The following is a 20,422-nucleotide window of genomic DNA, read 5'->3' as shown; positions in this document are numbered from 1 at the left end:
AACGTTTAACTTATTAAATTTAACGGATATTTGATTCTGATCTCCGGCTTCGGTAACTTTAGCGCTTTAATAGATGATTCCTTCCCATGCCTCGTAAGAAAAAAACACCGGATTTTGAAAAATCTCTGCAAGAACTTGAGTCTCTTGTTAACCAGATGGAACAGGGTGATCTTTCCCTTGAAGAATCCTTACAGGCTTTTGAAACAGGCGTAGGGCTTACTCGGGAGTGCCAAACTATCCTGACTCAGGCTGAACAGAAGGTTCAGGTCCTTATCGAGTCAGGCGGGGAGCTGTCGACCGAACCTTTCACGCCCACAGAGGAAAGCTGAACTTGGAGATTCGCCATCTGCTCAAGCACTACCAGGAAAGGGTAGATAAGCACCTTCAGGATTGCATCAGCAAAGAGAGCATCGATCCAACACTGCAAGAAGCGATGCACTATTCACTCTTTAATGGTGGCAAACGTATTCGCCCCGCTTTGGTTTACATAATCAATTCAATGCTGGGTGGACATGTGGAAGCCGCTGATAGTGCAGCCGCTGCCATAGAGTGTATCCACAGCTACTCTCTCGTACATGATGACCTGCCTGCGATGGACGATGACGACCTGCGGCGTGGAAAACCCACCTGTCACATCGCCTACGACGAAGCGACCGCCATCCTCGCCGGAGATGCACTGCAGTGTCTTGCCTTTGAACTACTCGCAGATGATCACCTGCTGCCTACAGAGACTCGCATAAAGCTGATACAGCAATTAGGCATGGCTGCGGGGCATAAAGGGATGGTTGTCGGTCAATCTTACGATCTACGACACGTTGGCAAAGCCCTCTCCCTCGCAGAACTTGAAGCTATGCATCACCACAAAACAGGCGCTCTTCTCAATTGCGCAGTACTGATGGGAGCATACTGTAGCAACAGCGCAACACCTGAGCAGATCGAACAGCTGAACAGGTACTCGGCAGCCATAGGGCTGGCCTTTCAGGTACAGGATGACATCCTCGATATCGAAGGTGATTCTGACACCATCGGAAAGCCTCAAGGTTCAGACTTAGAACAGGATAAACCCACCTATCCAGCACTGCTTGGACTTGAAGGTGCTAAGCTAAAACTTGCACAGCTGCATAACGAAGCGATTGAAGCACTGAATGAATTTGGCACCGAGGCTGACACGCTGAGAGCCCTGGCTGACTTTATCGTTAACCGAGACCACTAAGTAGTAGAGTTAATGTTCCATAACATACCGAACGAACGTCCACAGACACCTCTGCTGGATCAGGTCAACGATCCCCATCAGCTGCGTCTACTCAATCCTGCACAATTAACGGAACTAGCCGAGCAACTCCGGGCCTACCTGCTTTACAGCGTCGGCCAAAGCGGTGGGCATTTCGGCGCCGGCCTCGGAGTCATCGAGCTAACCATAGCCCTGCACTACCTACTGAACACGCCAGATGACCACCTTATTTGGGATGTGGGACATCAATGCTACCCTCACAAAATTCTGACTGAGCGCCGCGAAGAGATGCCAAAGATTCGCCAGTCCGATGGCCCCTCCCCATTCCCCAAGCGAGAAGAGAGTCAGTACGATGATTTTGGCGTTGGGCACTCCAGCACCTCTATCAGTGCAGCACTTGGGATGGCAATTGCAGATAAACTACGTGGTAACCAACGACGTACAGTTGCGGTAATCGGCGATGGTGCAATGACCGCCGGAATGGCTTTTGAAGCCCTTAACCATGCCGGCCACACCCACACTAACCTGCTGGTTATCCTAAATGACAATGATATGTCGATCTCGCATAACGAAGGGGGCCTCGCGACCTATCTGGCTAAAAACATCAAAAACAGGACTGATGGAGATACCACTGCAGCCCTGTTTGAAGCACTGGATTTTGAGTACACAGGCCCTGTAGATGGGCACAATCTTGAGACGCTTGTTCCGATTCTCAAAGAAACACTAAATAAACCCGGCCCCCAATTTCTGCACCTGATCACGAAAAAGGGAAAAGGCTTCAAACCGGCTGAAGATGATCCCGTGGGTTATCATGCCATCACCAAAATTGAGCCTATCCACCAACCAAAAGCCGCCAAAAAACGATTTTCTAATATTTTCGGCCACTGGATCTGTGAGATGGCACAGCAGGACCCAGCGCTTACAGCGATCACCCCTGCGATGAGAGAGGGGTCTGACCTGACCACTTTCTCTCAACAATATCCGCAACGATACTTCGATGTTGCTATCGCAGAGCAGCATGCACTGACGTTAGCTGCAGGCATGGCATGCCAACAGATCAAGCCAGTTGTCGCCATCTACTCAACATTCCTACAACGTGCTTATGATCAGCTCGTGCATGACATCTCGATCCAGAAGCTGGATATACTGCTTGCTATCGATCGCGCTGGACTGGTTGGGGAAGATGGGGCCACTCATGCAGGCTGCTTTGATATCTCAATGCTCCGCTGCCTTCCTGAAGCGTTGATCATGACGCCGTCAGATGCAGATGAGCTCAGAAATATGCTCTATACAGGTTATCAGTATGATGGGTTAGCAGCTGTCCGTTACCCTCGCGCCAGTGTAGAGCAAGCCGCAACCGGAACAATGGTCGCTCTCGAAATAGGAAAGAGCAGACGCCTTAGTCAGGGTAATCGGGTTGCTCTGCTTAATTTCGGACCACTCTTAGACAGTGCGCGGAAAGTTGCACAGAAGCACAACTACTCTCTTGTAGATATGCGTTTTGTCAAACCACTCGACCACCATGTTATTCAGGAACTTGCGTCTACACACGACCTGATTGTTACTATCGAGGAGCACAGCATCATCGGCGGCGCAGGCTCCGCAGTAAGTGAGCACCTACATCAGAACAATATAAGAACGCCACTACTATCACTGGGAATCCCCGATCAATGGATCTCTCATGCATCTCGTCAGCAACAGCTCACTCAATGCGGCCTTGATGAGGAAGGGATAGAACGGGCGATTCAAAACGCTCTGTAACGGGCTAGAACCAGAGCGCAGCACCTATCTGCAGGAGTATCGCGGCATAGATGCCAGCTAATAGATCATCAAGCATGATACCAAACCCACCCGACACCTTCTGATCGGCCCATTTGATCGGCCAGGGTTTCAGAATATCGAAAATTCGGAACAGTACGAAGCCGGCCAGAATCCACTCCCACCCGGAGGGAGCCAAAGTCATGGTGAGCCAGAAGCCCACAAACTCATCCCAAACGATCCCTCCATGATCATGCACACCGATATCTTTTGAGGTACGCTCACAGAGCCAGATTCCGATCAGTGTCGTGATCAATAGCATAACTAAATAAGCTGGCAGAGCCAGATACTGAAACCACAGATAGGGGATTACGGCCGCTGCAGTACCGAAAGTACCAGGCGCCCAGGGCGCTGCCCCACTCCCCAATCCGAACGCAAGAAAATGAATCGGGTTTTTCCAGACACTTGCAGGGACTTTATTCACAACACTTCCTAATAATACTCAACTGTTCTGCATGAAATGATCGTACCCAGTACCACTAATCTGACAGGACTCTCCCCGCAAGAATAGCTGTATGCCAGGTTCATCAGTGACTTTGCCGATCACGGATACCGCTACGGGCAGATCAGCGAGGAGAGGTAATTTATCGGCGGGAATGGTAAAACAGAGTTCAAAATCCTCTCCCCCGGTCAACGCCCACTGACGCGCCTGCTCCTCACCAAACGTGGCGAGTAATTGCTCAGATATTGGTAGTGCTTCCAACTGGAGCCTCGCACCATACCCCTGACTGGCCATCAGGATATGCGCCAGATCTGAAAGCAAACCATCCGATAGATCGATACAGCTACTGGCTTTACCGATTAGAGACTGCCCCAGTATCAAGCGAGGCTGTGGTGAGTAAAACCGATCCAGCAGATATTCAGCATGAGTCTCACACTCAAAGCCGCTAAGCAGGCCTTCTAGGCCGCCACGACTATCCCCCAGAGAACCACTGACACAGATCAGATCTCCAGATGTTGCTCCGCCTCGACACAAGGCCTGACCAGTCGGTACAAAACCATGTACCTGAGCAGACAAGGTCAACGGGCCACGAGTCGTATCCCCACCAATCAGGGCGATACTGTGTTCACGACATAGCTCCGCTAACCTTTGACTGAACGCTTCCAGCCACTCTATATCCACACCGGGCAGGGTCAATGCCAAAGTCAGCCATGCTGGTGTAGCCCCCATGGCGGCAAGATCACTGATTGCGGCACCCAGTAATCGGGAAGCGATCAGATCAGCAGGTGTCCCGGGTAGGAAGTGAGTGCCCTCCACCATGGTATCGATAGAAACCGCAAGCTGCTGGTTCTGCTGCAGATCTAAAAGCGCACAATCATCGCCAACACCCAAAGCAACAGAAGCATCCGAAGATGCCTCTGAAACCTGCGCAAAAAAGCGCTTAATGAGATCAAATTCACCAAGCGCCATAGATCAGGACTTACCTTCCCGCTTTTCGCGAATTTCAGCCATACGAACACGCTGTGCCAGCTTGTCCAGAACGCCGTTCACATAACGGTGACTGTCGGTTGCACCGAACTTTTTCGCCAGCTCGACGCTCTCGTTGATAGCCACACGATAAGGCACTTCCATCCGCTTAGAAAGCTCATATGCACCAATTCGCAATACATTAAGCTCAATCGGATCCAACTCCTCTACCTGACGGTCAAGAAAGTCGGTGAATGACGCATCCAGTTCACTCTTCGAAGCTGCGATATTCTGCAGAAGCTCAGAAAAGAGTCGGACATCAGTATCGCGCATATCATTATCCACGCGGAACTGCGCTTCCAATTCATGCAGTGGCTGACCCGCCAAAGTCCAGGAATACAAAGCCTGCAGAGCAAAGCTACGTGCACTCCGACGCTGAGAGGTCAGAGATGGTTTCTTTTTCTTTGCAGCAGATCTGTTTTCGTTGTCGCTCATCTGCGCTTAAACCTCAAGCTGCTTCAGCAGGCTAACCATCTCAAGTGCTGAGAGAGCCGCTTCGGCACCTTTGTTACCCATTTTGGTACCTGAACGCTCAACCGCCTGTTCTATGCTGTTGACCGTCAGAATACCGTTAGCAACCGGAAGATCATAATCCAGAGATACCTGCGCAACCCCTTTTGAGCTTTCACCAGATACATATTCGAAATGAGGAGTACCACCACGAATAACGGCACCCAGCGCAATGATCGCATCATCTTTTTTCTGTGCTGCAACACGCTTAACAGCCAGTGGAATCTCAAATGCGCCCGGAACACGGATCACACGGATATTCTCTTCATTTACACCGTGGCGCTTCAGTGTATCAATAGCGCCTTCCAGCAAACTTTCTACGACAAATGCATTAAAGCGGCCTACTACGATTGCGTAGTTACCGTCCGCATTTACAAAATCACCTTCAAAGGTTTTAACAGTCATGATTTAAATACCGATCCAGTTATTCTTCACAAGGAATATATTCTTCAATCTCCAGATCAAAACCGGAGATCGCATTAAATTTCATTGGAGAGCTCAGCAGGCGCATTTTACCAACACCCAGATCACGCAGAATCTGCGAACCCGTTCCTACGGTCAGGTAGGCACCTGAAGCGCTCACATTAACTTTAGATTTCTGACGACCATTGAGCATCAGATCAACCGATTCACCCATATCAATACGTTCACCGGTATCCAGTAACAGCACAACACCGCTGCCTTCAGCTGCCACTTTCGCCAGCGCTTTACGCATGGTCCACTTTGGCTCTTCACCGGGGGCTACTGCACCTACGACATCACGGAGTACTTCATTACGGTTATGTACACGCACCATCGTAGGCTCATCCGCCTTGAACTGCCCCAGCGTCATGGCCAGATGAGTACAACCCTGAATCTCATCACGATAGGTGATATAACCAAACTCACCATATTCAGTTGCCATCACTCCCTCTTCAGCACGCTCAACAGTATGCTCATTTGCTGTCCGATAATGGATCAGGTCAGCAATGGTGCCAATCTTCAGGTCATGCTTCTGCGCAAACTCTTCTAGATCCGGACGACGTGCCATAGTGCCGTCATCATTCATAATCTCGACAATCGCAGCTGCAGGTGTAAACCCAGCCATACGTGCCAGGTCACAACCCGCTTCAGTATGGCCTGCGCGACTAAGTACGCCACCAGGCTGCGCCATCAGTGGAAAGATATGGCCTGGTTGAACGATATCTTCCGCTTTCGCATCCGCTTTAACTGCTGTACGTACCGTATGCGCACGATCCGCAGCAGAGATACCGGTAGTTACACCCTCTGCGGCCTCGATTGAAAGGGTAAAGTTTGTCGAAAACTGTGCACCGTTGCTCTGTACCATCAAAGGCAGATTTAACTGTTCACAGCGTTCTCGCGTCAGTGTCAGGCAGATCAGACCGCGTGCATGTGTCGCCATAAAATTGATATCGTCAGCCCGGACCATCTCCGCAGCGATGACCAGATCGCCTTCATTCTCACGATCCTCATCATCCATCAGGATGACCATTTTACCCTGACGAATATCTTCAATCAGTTCTTGGGGTGTATTTAATTTCATTAAATTTGTACCGTCGTTAGCGGTTAAATCCGTGGCTGATCAGAGTCTCCATAGTAAGCCCCTGACCGCTCTCCTCGTTGTTATCTTTTACCTGATCATGACCAATCAATCGTTCCAGATAGCGTGCAATAATATCCACCTCAAGATGAACCATGCGACCCGGTACATAGTCAGTCATAATCGTTTCCTGCGCCGTATGAGGCACAATATTCAATTCAAACCTATCTCCGTCAATGGCATTTACCGTCAAACTGATACCATCGACCGTCACTGACCCTTTGGCGGCCAGATAGCGCTGAATATTCGCAGGCGCTTTAACACTAAAACGAATCGACCGGGCATCCTCTTTGCGCTCGACAATCTCACCTAAGCCATCAACATGGCCGGTTACAATATGACCACCCAATCGGCTAGTGGGCATCAGAGCCTTTTCAAGGTTTACCTCTTCGCCCACCGTTAAGGTATGAAAACGGGTATGCGCCAGTGTTTCACAGGAAACATCAGCCACAAAACCATCTCCAGGTAACTCAACCGCAGTCAAACAAACCCCATTGGTCGCGATGCTGTCGCCCAGTTTCACATCTGACAGATCCATCGATCCGGTACGCACATACAGACGCATATCACCGGATTGCTCTTCAATACCTGCAATGGCCCCTACCGCTTCAATAATTCCGGTAAACATCTACTGCATCTCTCCATCAACCGGCTTCAATGTTAATTTGAGATCCTGACCCAGCATGCGACTATCAAGCAAGGTTAAATTTATCTGCTCCGACATCGCATTCAACGGCAATGAGAACACAGGCCGGGCATCACTACCCATCAATTTCATCGCCATAAACAACTGAATCTCATCCACCAGCTTCTGCTCAATAAACGCACCCGCTAATGTAGCCCCTGTCTCAACCAGAAGCTCATTACACTGTTCAGTTTCGGCCAACCAGCTTAACAAAGGTCGCAACTCTATTCGCCCCTTAGATTCGGGCATCAATAAGAGTTCTGCTCCTACCTCTCGCAGAGCTTCAATACGGCTTTTATTTTCACTGGCCGTGACGATTACCGTACGTCCTGGCTGCTGTAATATTTTAGCATCCAGAGGCATTCTCAACGTGGAATCAAGCACAAGACGTAGCGGCTGACGCTGAGCGATCTCCTCTGCATTGTCTATCCCTAACTGCTGCGCACGCACGGTCAAAGCTGAATCATCCTGCAGAATAGACCCGATTCCCGTCAATACTGCATCACTTTGAGCACGTAACCGCTGAACCTCACTACGTGCATCAGGCCCTGTAATCCACTGTGATTCGCCAGAGGCCATTGCTGTTCGACCATCCAGACTGGCAGCCATCTTAACCCGGACAAACGGCACCCCCTGCTCCATCCGTTTGATAAAACCCGGATTTAATGCACGTGCTTCACTTTCCAACAAACCTGACTCGGCTTTTATGCCAGCCTCACGTAGCAAAGCCAGGCCTCGACCAGCCACCTGCGGGTTGGGATCAACCATCGCACAGACGACTCGCTTAACACCTGCACTTTTTAGGCCCTCAGCACAGGGAGGTGTACGACCGTAGTGACTGCAGGGTTCCAATGTCACATAGGCGGTCGCTCCCTGCGCCAGATGGCCTGCCGCAGCAATGGCATTCACTTCAGCATGCCCTTCACCTGCACGGTAGTGAAACCCCTCACCTACAACTTTCCCGTCATTAACCAGGACGCAACCAACTCTGGGATTTGGCTGAGTGGTATATAAGCCCTGTTTAGCAAGCTGTATAGCCCTTGCCATATAGGAACGATCAGCCGCACTCCATACTGATGAGGTCATTCGTCGTTACCCTTCAGACTCATGCTCTTCAGACAAGCGGTCGATCTCAGCTTTAAATTCATTAATATCCTGAAAACTACGATACACAGAAGCAAACCGAACATACGCCACCTCATCCAGCTTACGCAGTTCCGCCATCACCTCTTCACCCACCTGCCGCGAAGGTAACTCTCGCTCACCGGTCGCTCTCAGGCGGTGTTTAATCCGACTGATACTGGCTTCAAACTCTTCTATTGAGACAGGGCGTTTTTCCAGGGCCCGGTGGATTCCGGCACGCAGTTTTTCATCGTCAAACGGTTGGCGGGAGCCATCTGCCTTAATCAGGCGAGGCATCAGAAGCTCAGCTGCTTCATAGGTAGTGAATCGCTCATTACAGTTGATACACTCACGACGACGCCGTACTTGCTGACCTTCAGCCACAAGGCGAGAGTCAACAACTTTGGTTTCATTGGCATTACAAAACGGACAATGCATCAACTTTTCCTACATAAAGAGCGCGGGTTATCCCCGAAAATAAAGAGCGAGAAACTATTCCTGCACATTGAGCACCAAGGAATAAAAAGGCGACCTAATTGGCCGCCTGAGAATTGTACATTTTTCCAGCTGTAACTTACAGCCAGATTACCCTGGATTACTTGTATACAGGGTAACGGGCGCAGATCTCTTTAACCTGACCTTTAACACGTGCAATCACTTCATCGTTGTCGATGTTATCCAGCACGTCACAGATCCAGTTAGTCAGCTCAGTCACTTCTGCTTCTTTGAAGCCTCGACGTGTCACAGCGGGTGTACCAATACGCAGACCAGAAGTCACAAACGGAGAACGTGGATCATTTGGTACGGAGTTTTTGTTCACGGTGATGTTTGCACGACCCAGCGCCGCGTCTGCATCTTTACCTGTGTACTCTTTACCGATCAGATCTACCAGGAACAGGTGATCGTCTGTACCGTCAGAAACAATTTTGATACCACGCGCTTTGAACGTTTCAGCCATCGCCTGAGCATTTTTAACAACCTGCCCCTGATACGCTTTCCACTCTGGCTCCATCGCTTCTTTAAAGCAAACCGCTTTTGCCGCGATCACGTGCATCAGTGGACCGCCCTGTGATTCAGGGAAAACAGCGAAGTTGAGCTTCTTCTGCAGATCTTCATCAGCGCGTGCAGACAGGATCAGACCACCACGTGGGCCACCCAGTGTTTTGTGCGTTGTAGTCGTTACAACATCCGCAATCTGAATGGGTGATGGGTATTCACCCGCAGCAACCAGACCCGCAATGTGTGCCATATCGACAAACAGGTAAGCACCCACTTTATCCGCGATATCTCGGAAACGCTGCCAATCAACAACACGAGAGTATGCAGAGAAACCGGCTACGATCATTTTTGGCTTATGCTCTTCCGCCAGACGCTCGACTTCAGCGTAATCGATCTCACCTGTTTCAGGGTTCAAACCGTACTGTACAGCATTGTAGATACGACCAGAGAAAGATACAGATGCACCGTGAGTCAGGTGACCACCATGAGCAAGACTCATACCCAGAACCGTATCACCCGGCTTACATAGCGCCATGTATACAGCAGCATTTGCCTGCGAACCGGAGTGAGGCTGAACGTTTGCGTAAGTTGCACCAAACAGCTCTTTAGCACGGTCAATCGCCAGATCTTCAACTACGTCAACGTGCTCACAACCGCCGTAGTAGCGCTTACTTGGGTAACCTTCAGCGTATTTATTGGTCAACTCAGAACCCTGAGCCTCCATCACGCGAGGGCTTGTGTAATTTTCAGACGCGATCAGTTCGATGTGCTCTTCCTGACGTACAGCTTCAGCCTGCATGGCAGACCACAGATCAGCGTCGAAATCGGCGATAGTCATATCTTTGCTAAACATTGGATTTTCTGTCCCCTGAATACAATGTGGACCCTGTTCAGCTGCAAAATAACGGCAGAGCCGCCAGATATTTCCAGCGTAGAACCATGTGGGAATTGGGAAAGCGCGTATTATAGCGAAACATCTTCGGGGTTACACTTGAAACCGCCTCAAAACTGCTTCAATTTTACTCAATTAATTAAGCCTTCAGCTTCCTCTCTGGCTTTATCTCGGCTCTCTAAAGCAACTCAACTTAAACCCGGAGTCTTTTAGGCCGTTATGTACCAGATTCCGGCAGCTTTAATTTAAAACCTAAACCAGTTTGCACTCATGCCTCCCTGCAAGATTGATTGGGATCGAGATAGCCATTGATAGTCGCTTTCAGCTAAAATCACTCTATTAATTTCTGACATACAAGACAGGTTACTGCATGGCTCAGTACGTTTACTCCATGAATCGCGTTGGCAAAGTCGTTCCACCTAAACGCGAAATTTTAAAAGATATCTCTCTCTCCTTCTTTCCCGGTGCCAAAATCGGTGTACTGGGTCTAAACGGCGCGGGTAAATCAACCCTGCTCAAAATCATGGCTGGACTTGATACTGATATTATCGGTGAAGCACGTCCAATGCCCGGTATCAATGTTGGCTACCTGCCTCAGGAACCTGAGCTGGATGAAACAAAGACCGTACGCGAGATCGTTGAAGAAGCGGTTTCCGATGTAAAAGAAGCACTGGATGGCCTGGAAGCTGTTTACGCTGCATATGCAGAGCCAGATGCAGACTTTGATGAGCTAGCCAAGAAGCAGGCCGAGTTCGAAAACCTGATTCAGGCGAAAGATGGCCACAATTTGGATACAGCACTGGAGCGTGCAGCCGATGCGATGCGCCTGCCAGCCTGGGATGCTGAAGTTAAGCACCTGTCCGGTGGTGAGCGGCGCCGTGTCGCTCTCTGTCGCCTGCTTCTGGACAAACCAGATATGCTGCTGCTGGATGAGCCTACCAACCATCTGGATGCGGAGTCAGTCGCCTGGATTGAGCGCTTCCTTCAGGAATACCCGGGCACTGTCGTAGCAATCACCCATGACCGTTACTTCCTCGATAACGCAGCTGGTTGGATTCTGGAACTAGACCGTGGTCGCGGCATACCATACGAAGGCAACTACTCCTCGTGGCTGGAGCAGAAAGAGGCTCGTCTGGAGCAGGAAGCCAAACAGGAAGCTGCTCACCGTAAATCCGTCGCTTCTGAGCTTGAGTGGGTTCGCCAAGGCTCTAAAGGCCGTCAGTCAAAATCGAAAGCACGTCTGAAGCAGTTTGAAGAGATGAACTCCAAAGAGTTCCAGTCACGCAACGAGACTCAGGAGATCTACATCCCACCAGGACCCCGTCTTGGTGACAAGGTTATTGATGCGGTGAACATCAGCAAAGCTTACGGCGACAAGGTACTCTTTGAGAATCTTAGCTTCTCCATTCCTCAGGGCGCTATTGTCGGCATCATCGGCGGTAACGGTGCGGGTAAATCCACACTGTTCCGTATGATTGCAGGTGAAGAACAACCTGATGCGGGTGAGATCGAGATCGGTTCAACGGTACAACTTGCATACGTTAATCAGTCGCGTGATCTGAATGGTGACAAAACTGTTTTCGAAGAGTTGTCAGATGGCCAGGATATGATCACTGTCGGTAACTACACCACACCATCTCGCTCTTACTGTGGGCGCTTCAACTTTAAGGGCGGTGATCAGCAGAAATTCGTTAAGGACCTATCGGGCGGTGAGCGTAATCGTCTGCATATGGCCAAACTGCTGAAAGAGGGTGGCAACGTACTGCTACTTGATGAGCCGACCAACGATCTGGATATCGAAACACTTCGTGCACTGGAGGAAGCACTGCTTGCATTCCCTGGCTGCGCAGTAGTGATCTCCCATGACCGTTGGTTCCTTGACCGTATCTGTACGCATATGCTGGCATATGAGGGCGAATCGAAGGTTGAGTTCTTCGAAGGAAACTACACTGAGTACCAGGCTGACTACAAGCGCCGCTACGGCAAAGAACATCAGCCAGAGCGTATCAAGTACAAGCGTATGACAGATCTGGGATAAATAAACCGCTACCTGATAAAGCCGAGGCAGATGCCTCGGCTTTTTTATGATTTATGCAGCGATCTTCACCTGATCTCGGCCAAGCCCTTTAGCCTCATACAACGCATCATCCGAGCGCTGCAAAAGAGAATCAATCGAGTCCTGCTCCTCCAGCTCAGCCACACCGATACTGGTTGAGAACCCTATAGATTCCCCAGATGGGGTTTTAATCTGCTCATCATGACAAGCCAATCTGATGCGCTCCGCTACCTCACCCGCCTGCTGTCGATCCATGCCCGGCAGAACCATCAGAAACTCTTCACCCCCATAACGGCAGACCAGATCTAAACGCTTACGCGCCTGACGACGCATCACCTTGGCGAACCGCTGCAAGACAATGTCACCTGCAGCATGACCATAGGTATCGTTGAAACTTTTAAATTTATCCAGATCAAACAGCAGAACACTCAGCGGTTGCTGCTGCTCCCTGCTTAAATTGATATCTCCAGACAGCTGATCCATCGCCTGCCTGCGGTTGGACAGACCGGTGAGCGGATCCCGTGTCGCCTGACGATAAAGCCCCAACAACATATTCAACTGATTGACTGCCGCCCAACCCGCAATCCCACCCAACACAGTGAGCAGCCACAGGTTATTCACAGAACCAACCATCCCCACGGTCTGACGAAAAAACTGAGTCACCAGCTCTATCGCCAATATGAAACAGGTAAACCCTACCACCTCCAGAATAGACAGCGGAAAAATGGCCATCATCGTGATGATCATAAAGGGGAAGAAGTGATATCCCGCTACCGAGGTGGAATAACCTTCGGCGATCAGCAGGGAACTTGATATGGTCTGAAACACAGACAAAATCAGAACCAGCAACACCAGACGCAACTGTGCCAACTTTAAGCTGTAGCGTTTGTAGCTGGATACTGCCAGCAGCAGGCAGGCGAACGCGGCACTGCCCCTCGCAATCATAATTGACTGCACCATATCTTCCGGCAGTAGGATAAGATCAACCAACAGCCAGGCTGGCTGAATCAGCGCCAATATAAGTGCGATAACACGTATACGTCGGTAGAGATAGTGACTACGCGTCTGATTAAAATAACGTGAGTGACGACGCCCACTAGAGAGATCAAGCAGAGTATCAAAAAGCATAAGTGTATTCGGTTCGTTATTATTGTTAGGGTGTTAAATACTATCGTTTTTTGGATAAAAAGGTGTTGATTCAGCTCAGACTTCACAACAAACCTTGTTTAAAAAATGCTTGCAAGCATGCATAAGCCTAGTACAAATTTAAGCTTGGCTGTTTATTTTAGTCTGCGGTCTATACTAAGATGGTCAAGCAACTGTTAAATAACAGGAACCTGCATTGTGACAAACACAGAGATTGAACGCCGCCGTTTTACACGTATCGACTTTGATGCAAAAACCGAGCTGGTTAGTGAAGGGGGAAGCTGGGATGTTCAGCTACATGACATCTCGTTTAATGGCATTCTGGTTAAATCTGATCAGACTCTACCTTTTAAAAAAGGCGATCAGGTTACTGCCGTCATCCACCTTCTCGGTGACGACATCACCATAAGAACCCCCTGCACCTTAGCCCATGATCAGGCACAGGAATATGGCTTCCTGATCGAAAATCTTGATCTGGATTCGTTGACACTATTGCGCCGTCTGGTCGAATTGAATCTGGGCGATGAGGAGCTACTCGAACGGGAACTTGACCACCTTTTTGTAGACAAGCCCACCAACTAAAGCGCTTCTAATGCCTCTGAAAGGGTCGTCACCGGTACAATCTGCATTCCCTGTAACGACTCTTTAGGCACATTCCCTTTAGGAACTATTGCGCGCTTAAAGCCATGCTTCGCCGCCTCACGGATTCGCTCCTGTCCATTGGGGACCGGGCGGATCTCACCGGACAAACCCACTTCACCAAACACCATCAGATCATGCGGTAATGATTGATCACGAAAACTGGATACAACAGCCATCAACAATGCAAGGTCCGCGCTGGTTTCAAGTACTTTGACCCCTCCCACCACATTGACAAAAACATCCTGATCACCCGTCATCAAACCACCGTGACGATGAAGTACAGCTAACAGCATCGCCATCCGATTCTGCTCTAACCCGACCGCCACGCGCCTTGGATTATTCATATGTGACTGATCAACCAATGCTTGCACTTCAACTAAGAGAGGACGGGTCCCCTCCCATACCACCATGACTACGCTACCGGGGCTCGGGCCTTCTGCCCGACTAAGAAAAATAGAGCTTGGGTTTTTAACCTCTTTCAGTCCATGCTCCAACATCGCAAAGACCCCCAGCTCATTCACCGCACCAAAGCGGTTTTTGTGAGAACGAAGGGTACGGAAACGAGAGTCTGATGATCCTTCAAGCTGTAAAGAGCAGTCGATCATATGCTCCAGCACCTTAGGTCCCGCCAAACTGCCATCTTTGGTGACATGACCAACGAGAAACAGCACCGTTCCCGTTTGCTTAGCATATCGAGTCAGATACGCTGCAGACTCTCTTACCTGAGACACTGACCCCGGTGCAGACTGAACTTCAGCCATGTGCATAACCTGAATCGAATCGATCACCATTACCTTCGGCTGCAGCTGCTGTGCAACATCGCAGATAGTCTCAACACTGGTTTCAGATAACATCTTCAACTTATCTGTCGGCAGCCCCAGACGGTTAGCCCGCATGGCAACCTGCTGCAAAGACTCCTCCCCCGTAACATATAGCGCCGGCATCTGCGCAGCCAGATAACACATAGTTTGCAACAACAGGGTACTTTTACCTGCACCAGGATGCCCCCCCATCAAGACCGCAGAACCAGGCACCAATCCACCACCAAGCACACGATCCAATTCGCCCGCCCCGGATGAGAAACGCGGCATCGCCTCCAAAGCGACATCCGACAGATTGACAACCGCTTGCTTACCCGCACCGCCGGCATAGCCATCAAATCTGACATTTCGCGCCTCACTTGAGGCTGTTTTAGCTGACGCCAAACGAACTTCAGCTAGGGTATTCCAGGCGTTACAAGCGGTACACTGCCCCTGCCACTTGGTATAATCTGCTCCACAGTCATTACATACGTAGGCTGTTTTCTGCCGCGCCATTAAGTCACTCCGAACCGGTTCCTGATCCGATAAATTCTACCCAACCTAAACCTTATAACCTACAGCTCTTTTTTTATTTTATGATTGGACTACAATCGACCCTCTAACAAAAAATATTCAGGGTATTCCCGAACATCAAAGGAGATGTCATATGAAACTGGAAACCGTAGCAGTCCACGGTGGATACGAGCCAGACCCAACCACAAAATCAGTTGCTGTACCGGTCTATCAGACTACATCCTATGCCTTTGATGATGCTCAACATGGTGCCGATCTGTTTGACCTGAAAGTACAAGGCAACATCTATACACGCATCATGAATCCAACGACTGACGTTCTGGAAAAACGCGTTGCTGAGATGGAGGGCGGTATCGCTGCTCTGGCTGTCGCCTCTGGTATGTCCGCGATCACTTACACCATCCAGACACTGGCAGAAACTGGGGATAACTTTATCTCAACCAGCGAACTCTACGGTGGCACCTACAACCTGTTCGCACACACTCTTCCACGACAGGGCATCGAATGCCGCTTCGTCAATAAAGATGATTTTGCTGCGATTGAAGCTCAGATTGATGAACGTACAAAAGGTATTTACTGTGAATCAGTTGGTAACCCATCCGGCGGAATTGCTGATATTGAAAAGCTCGCTGAAGTTGCACACCGCAACGGGATTCCACTAATTGTAGACAACACAGTGCCCAGCCCGGCAATGTGGCGCCCAATCGAACATGGCGCAGATATCGTCGTGCAGGCGGCTACAAAATATATTGGCGGACACGGCAATTCCATTGGTGGCGTAATTATCGATTCAGGTAACTTCCCCTGGGCTGACAACGCTGAACGTTTCCCTCTGCTCAATACTCCTGATGTCTCTTATCACGGCGTTGTTTACACTGAAGCTTTTGGTCCAGCAGCCTTTATTGGTCGCTGCCGAGTAGTTCCACTGCGCAATATGGGTGCAGCCCTCAGCCCGATGAACGCATTCTTATTGCTTCAGGGGCTGGAAACACTTGCGCTGCGCATGGAACGCATTAATGAGAACACACAGAAAGTTGCTCAGTTCCTGGAAAACCATGAAGAGGTCAAATGGGTTAAATATGCTGGCCTGGAAAGCCACAAAGACTACGCCCTTGCGAAAAAATATATGGACGGCCAAGCCTCTGGCATCCTCAGCTTTGGCGTAAAATCAGGTCGTGAAGGTACACGTAAGTTCTACGATGCACTGCAGATCTTCCTGAGACTGGTCAATATTGGTGATTGTAAATCTCTTGCTTCCATTCCAGCCGAGACAACTCACCGTCAGCTAAACGATGAAGAGCTTGCCTCTGCGGGCGTGTCACCTGAGATGGTTCGCTTATCGGTCGGTATTGAACATATTGATGACCTTCTGGCCGATCTTGACCAGGCTCTGGCAGCTGTCAAACAGTAATTATTCTGCTTAATACAGCAAAAAGGCCGCATTCAATGCGGCCTTTTTTAGTTGAAGATAGACTTAACCTTATCCCAGAGGCTTCGGGGACTCTGCTGCCCTTTATCAGATGCCTCAGCCAACTCTCGAAGCTTATTCATCTTGCTCATCGCCAACTGATATTGTTCCTCTACCTCGGCGATTCCTGACGCATTGAACTCAAGATCATTAACAAGACCGTCACTCAATCCATAGATCCAACCATGAACGGTCAGATCCTGACCATTCTCCCAAGCTTGTTGAACAATGGTGGTTTCACAGACATTGACTGACTGCTCAATTACATTGAGCTCACACAGACGATCCAACTGCTGATGAGAGTGATCCCAGACGGAGAGAAAATCACTATGCTTCTGGAAAACACGGCGAATATTCCGCAGCCAGTTATCGATCAACCCATGCGCTTCTTGTTCGATGGAAGCCGCAACACCTCCGCAGCCATAATGCCCAACGACCATGATATGTTTAACTTTGAGCACCTCTACAGCGTACTGTATTACCGAGAGACAGTTCATATCGGTGTGTACGACAACGTTGGCCACATTTCGGTGGACAAAAAGCTCACCGGGCAGCATATCAACGATCTCATTGGCGGGAACCCTGCTATCGGAGCAGCCGATCCACAAATACTCAGGCGCCTGTTGCTGCGCTAAGGTTTCGAAAAAAAGCGGATCTTCCTGATTAATCTTATCCGCCCATTCACGATTCTTTTCTAGTAATTCTGTTAGCCTTTTCATGGTTATTACTTTTGCAAAAAGAGGGCAATCGCCCTCTATATAAGATTTCAGGATTGATGATACTTGGCGCTTAATTCATGCACCGCATCGACAAATGCTTTCGGCTGAGCCGGGTCCACAAACTGATGAATACCATGGCCCAGGTTAAATACATGACCTGCACCATGACCGTACTGGCCCAAGATAAATTCAACCTCCTGCTCAATACGGCTAGCCGGCGCATATAGCACACTCGGATCCATATTACCCTGCAGAGCAACTTTATCGCCAACGCGGTTACGTGCATTGCCTATATCAGTTGTCCAGTCCAGTCCTAGCGCATCTGAACCGGCTTCCGCCATTTTTTCCAACCACTGACCGCCATTCTTGGTAAAGAGAATAACAGGGACCTTACGCCCATCGCGCTCTCGAATCAGACCATCCACAATCTGTTTCATGTATTTAAGCGAGAACTCTTCATAACATGGACCACTGAGTGCACCACCCCATGTGTCAAAGATCTGAACAGCCTGAGCACCGCTTAGAATCTGTTCATTCAGATAGGTTGTGACTGATTGAGCCAGCTTATCAAGCAACGCGTGCATGATTTCTGGTGTGGCATACATCATCTGTTTTATATGACGGAAATCCTTGCTGGATCCACCTTCAACCATGTAGGTTGCCAGCGTCCACGGACTACCAGAGAACCCGATCAGAGGAACACGACCATTGAGTTCACGACGGATCTCTTTAACCGCATTCATCACATAATCAAGATCTTTCGCCGCATCAGGAACAGGCAGATCAGCCACATCCTTCTCGGTGCGGATAATCTTTTTGAATCGAGGGCCTTCACCCACTTCAAAATACAATCCCAACCCCATCGCATCAGGGATTGTAAGAATGTCAGAGAAAAGAATAGCGGCATCCAGGTCATAACGCTCTAAAGGCTGAATCGTCACTTCGCATGCCAGCTCTTTATTTTTACACAAGCTCAGAAAGTCGCCAGCCTGTGCGCGTGTTTCACGATACTCTGGAAGGTAACGCCCCGCCTGTCGCATCATCCATACCGGTGTTGCATCTACAGGTTCACGCAATAGCGCACGCAAAAAACGATCATTTTTTAATTCAGCCATGGGTTATTCAGCCATCTGTTCAGTCAAAAATAAATTGCGCATATTCTAGCGATTTCTGCACAGAAATGCGTGCCCTCTTTAGACCATAAAAAAGGCCGCTGAGGCGGCCTTTAATATCAATGTACCGGATTATACTTCCAGGTAGTCAAGAATCCCTTCAGCCGCCTTACGGCCTTCAGCTATCGCTGTCACCACCAGATCAGAACCACGAACCATGTCACCACCGGCAAACACTTTCTCGTTGGTTGTCTGGAATGGGTAGGCATGCTGCTCAGGCGCTTTGACCCGGCCATCTTCGTGCAGATCGATACCGAAATCGGCGAACCATGGCGCTGGACTTGGACGGAAACCAAATGCAACCAGAATCGCATCTGCTTCTAGTACTTCCTCAGAGCCAGGAACCACTTCTGCACGACGGCGACCATTCTCATCAGGTTCACCCATCTGAGTGCTGACGACCTTGATACCCGTAACTTTACCGTTTTCACCCACAACTTCGACAGGCTGACGGTTAAACTGGAACTGCACACCCTCTTCACGAGCATTTTCTACTTCTCGTTTAGAGCCTGGCATGTTCGCTTCGTCACGACGGTACGCACAGATTACTGAGTCAGCACCCTGACGGATAGAGGTGCGGTTACAGTCCATCGCAGTATCGCCACCGCCGAGAACAACAACCTTTTTACCCTTCATGTCGATGAAACCGTTTTCATCCTGATCGAATCCCAGGCAGTTATTCACATTGGAGATCAGGAAAGGCAGAGCATCGTAAACGCCATCCAGCTCCTCTCCAGGGAAACCACCTTTCATGTAGGTGTAAGTACCCATTCCCAGGAAAACAGCGTCATACTGATCGATGAGATCCTGCATCTGAACATCTTTACCGACATCCGTATTTAACTGGAATTCAACTCCCATCTCCGTAAACACTTCACGGCGACGAGACATTACATCCTTTTCCAATTTAAATTCTGGAATACCAAAAGTCAGCAGTCCACCGATCTCAGGATTACGGTCAAACACAACAGGCTTAACACCGTTACGGACTAGGATATCTGCAGCAGCCAAGCCAGCAGGACCCGCTCCAATGACTGCAACCTTTTTGTCGGTTTGTGGCACCTGAGACATATCAGGCTTCCACCCCATCGCAAAGGCGGTATCTGTGATGTACTTTTCAACCGAACCGATTGTCACAGCCCCAAAACCATCGTTCAGGGTACAAGCCCCCTCGCATAAGCGGTCCTGTGGACAAACCCGACCACACACCTCAGGTAGAGAGTTAGTCTGGTGGCTCAACTCTACGGCTTCAATAATATTGCCTTCCGAAATCAGCTTCAGCCAGTTCGGAATGTGGTTATGCACTGGGCACTTCCATGAACAGTATGGGTTACCACACTCTAAGCAACGGTGTGACTGTTCAGATGCATTCTCTTTTTCAAAGGGCTCATAAATCTCACCAAACCCCTGCTTGCGAACTTGTGCATCAATTTTCTGAGGCCCTTTGCGGCCTACATCGAGGAACTGAAAATCGTTATTTAAACGGTCAGCCATAATCCTCACCTCTTAATGGCAGCTACCTTAAACAAGGCTAAGGCAGCTGCAAATTACTCTTCATCT

At 49.5% G+C, this 20,422-nt stretch carries 20 protein-coding genes; 6 read left to right on the top strand and 14 right to left on the bottom strand.

All coding sequences use genetic code 11. The annotated features are described in order from the left end of the window. Positions 1-86: 86 nt before the first annotated feature. The 3 genes from Q0882_RS08210 to dxs are packed head-to-tail and all read left to right on the top strand — an operon-like array spanning position 87 to position 2,992. Positions 87-329 (top strand): exodeoxyribonuclease VII small subunit, encoded by a 243-nt coding sequence (locus tag Q0882_RS08210; protein ID WP_299180000.1) that lies wholly within the window; start codon positions 87-89, stop codon positions 327-329. A 2-nt stretch (positions 330-331) separates the two neighbouring features. Next, entirely contained in the window at positions 332-1,213 is an 882-nt protein-coding gene (locus Q0882_RS08205; protein ID WP_299179998.1) for a polyprenyl synthetase family protein, read from the top strand. Positions 1,214-1,225: 12 nt separating this feature from the next. Beyond that, on the top strand, positions 1,226-2,992 hold the full coding sequence (gene dxs / locus Q0882_RS08200; protein ID WP_299179997.1) for a 1-deoxy-D-xylulose-5-phosphate synthase: 1,767 nt from the start codon (positions 1,226-1,228) through the stop codon (positions 2,990-2,992). Between the two features lie 4 nt (positions 2,993-2,996). Here the strand turns inward: dxs and Q0882_RS08195 are convergent, their stop codons facing one another. From Q0882_RS08195 to glyA, 9 genes are all read right to left on the bottom strand, one after another. Beyond that, positions 2,997-3,473: a phosphatidylglycerophosphatase A gene (locus Q0882_RS08195; protein ID WP_299179995.1), complete on the bottom strand. Its 477-nt coding sequence runs from the start codon at positions 3,471-3,473 to the stop codon at positions 2,997-2,999. Between the two features lie 18 nt (positions 3,474-3,491). After that, positions 3,492-4,460, bottom strand: a complete 969-nt coding sequence (gene thiL, locus Q0882_RS08190; RefSeq protein ID WP_299179993.1) for a thiamine-phosphate kinase — start codon at positions 4,458-4,460, stop codon at positions 3,492-3,494. A gap of 3 nt (positions 4,461-4,463) precedes the next feature. After that, entirely contained in the window at positions 4,464-4,952 is a 489-nt protein-coding gene (gene nusB / locus Q0882_RS08185; RefSeq protein ID WP_299179991.1) for a transcription antitermination factor NusB, read from the bottom strand. 6 nt (positions 4,953-4,958) lie between these two features. Continuing rightward, entirely contained in the window at positions 4,959-5,432 is a 474-nt protein-coding gene (ribE, locus tag Q0882_RS08180; protein ID WP_299179989.1) for a 6,7-dimethyl-8-ribityllumazine synthase, read from the bottom strand. Positions 5,433-5,451: 19 nt separating this feature from the next. Next, positions 5,452-6,570 carry a bifunctional 3,4-dihydroxy-2-butanone-4-phosphate synthase/GTP cyclohydrolase II gene (ribBA, locus tag Q0882_RS08175; protein WP_299179987.1) on the bottom strand — a complete coding sequence of 373 codons (1,119 nt, stop codon included), beginning with the start codon at positions 6,568-6,570 and terminating at the stop codon, positions 5,452-5,454. 16 nt (positions 6,571-6,586) lie between these two features. Next, the gene (locus Q0882_RS08170) at positions 6,587-7,255 is read right to left on the bottom strand and encodes a riboflavin synthase (RefSeq protein WP_299179985.1); all 669 of its coding nucleotides are present in this window, start codon (positions 7,253-7,255) and stop codon (positions 6,587-6,589) included. Beyond that, positions 7,256-8,398 (bottom strand): bifunctional diaminohydroxyphosphoribosylaminopyrimidine deaminase/5-amino-6-(5-phosphoribosylamino)uracil reductase RibD, encoded by a 1,143-nt coding sequence (ribD, locus tag Q0882_RS08165; RefSeq protein ID WP_299179983.1) that lies wholly within the window; start codon positions 8,396-8,398, stop codon positions 7,256-7,258. A gap of 6 nt (positions 8,399-8,404) precedes the next feature. Further along, positions 8,405-8,872: a transcriptional regulator NrdR gene (gene nrdR, locus Q0882_RS08160; RefSeq protein ID WP_299179981.1), complete on the bottom strand. Its 468-nt coding sequence runs from the start codon at positions 8,870-8,872 to the stop codon at positions 8,405-8,407. Positions 8,873-9,029: 157 nt separating this feature from the next. Continuing rightward, positions 9,030-10,286, bottom strand: coding sequence for a serine hydroxymethyltransferase (glyA, locus tag Q0882_RS08155; RefSeq protein ID WP_299179980.1), 1,257 nt, complete (start codon positions 10,284-10,286; stop codon positions 9,030-9,032). A 409-nt stretch (positions 10,287-10,695) separates the two neighbouring features. Here glyA and ettA point away from each other — a divergent pair, with 409 nt between their 5' ends. Beyond that, positions 10,696-12,363: an energy-dependent translational throttle protein EttA gene (ettA, locus tag Q0882_RS08150; RefSeq protein WP_299179979.1), complete on the top strand. Its 1,668-nt coding sequence runs from the start codon at positions 10,696-10,698 to the stop codon at positions 12,361-12,363. 51 nt (positions 12,364-12,414) lie between these two features. Here the strand turns inward: ettA and Q0882_RS08145 are convergent, their stop codons facing one another. Next, complete coding sequence (locus Q0882_RS08145) at positions 12,415-13,509, bottom strand: diguanylate cyclase (protein ID WP_299179978.1); 1,095 nt, start codon at positions 13,507-13,509, stop codon at positions 12,415-12,417. A gap of 216 nt (positions 13,510-13,725) precedes the next feature. Between Q0882_RS08145 and Q0882_RS08140 the strand changes: the two genes are divergently transcribed. Further along, positions 13,726-14,109, top strand: a complete 384-nt coding sequence (locus Q0882_RS08140; RefSeq protein WP_299179977.1) for a PilZ domain-containing protein — start codon at positions 13,726-13,728, stop codon at positions 14,107-14,109. Here Q0882_RS08140 and radA read toward each other — a convergent pair. Next, positions 14,106-15,485, bottom strand: coding sequence for a DNA repair protein RadA (gene radA, locus Q0882_RS08135; protein ID WP_299179976.1), 1,380 nt, complete (start codon positions 15,483-15,485; stop codon positions 14,106-14,108). The two genes, Q0882_RS08140 and radA, sit on opposite strands and share 4 nt — an antisense overlap. 151 nt (positions 15,486-15,636) lie before the next feature. Between radA and Q0882_RS08130 the strand changes: the two genes are divergently transcribed. Beyond that, positions 15,637-16,914 (top strand): aminotransferase class I/II-fold pyridoxal phosphate-dependent enzyme, encoded by a 1,278-nt coding sequence (locus Q0882_RS08130; RefSeq protein WP_299179975.1) that lies wholly within the window; start codon positions 15,637-15,639, stop codon positions 16,912-16,914. Between the two features lie 47 nt (positions 16,915-16,961). Here Q0882_RS08130 and can read toward each other — a convergent pair whose 3' ends face one another. The 3 genes from can to Q0882_RS08115 all read right to left on the bottom strand — a co-directional run bounded on the left by can (position 16,962) and on the right by Q0882_RS08115 (position 20,356). After that, positions 16,962-17,690 (bottom strand): carbonate dehydratase, encoded by a 729-nt coding sequence (gene can, locus Q0882_RS08125; RefSeq protein WP_299179974.1) that lies wholly within the window; start codon positions 17,688-17,690, stop codon positions 16,962-16,964. Positions 17,691-17,737: 47 nt separating this feature from the next. After that, positions 17,738-18,805, bottom strand: coding sequence for a uroporphyrinogen decarboxylase (gene hemE / locus Q0882_RS08120; RefSeq protein WP_299179973.1), 1,068 nt, complete (start codon positions 18,803-18,805; stop codon positions 17,738-17,740). Positions 18,806-18,934: 129 nt separating this feature from the next. Next, positions 18,935-20,356, bottom strand: coding sequence for an FAD-dependent oxidoreductase (locus Q0882_RS08115; protein ID WP_299179972.1), 1,422 nt, complete (start codon positions 20,354-20,356; stop codon positions 18,935-18,937). Positions 20,357-20,422 lie beyond the last annotated feature (66 nt).

It is taken from the genome of uncultured Neptuniibacter sp. (genome assembly GCF_947498015.1).
In the GTDB taxonomy this organism is placed as follows: Bacteria; Pseudomonadota; Gammaproteobacteria; order Pseudomonadales; family Balneatricaceae; genus Neptuniibacter.
The sequence above is the reverse complement of the archived record's forward strand: the minus strand, read 5'-3'. Positions and strand labels throughout refer to the sequence as shown.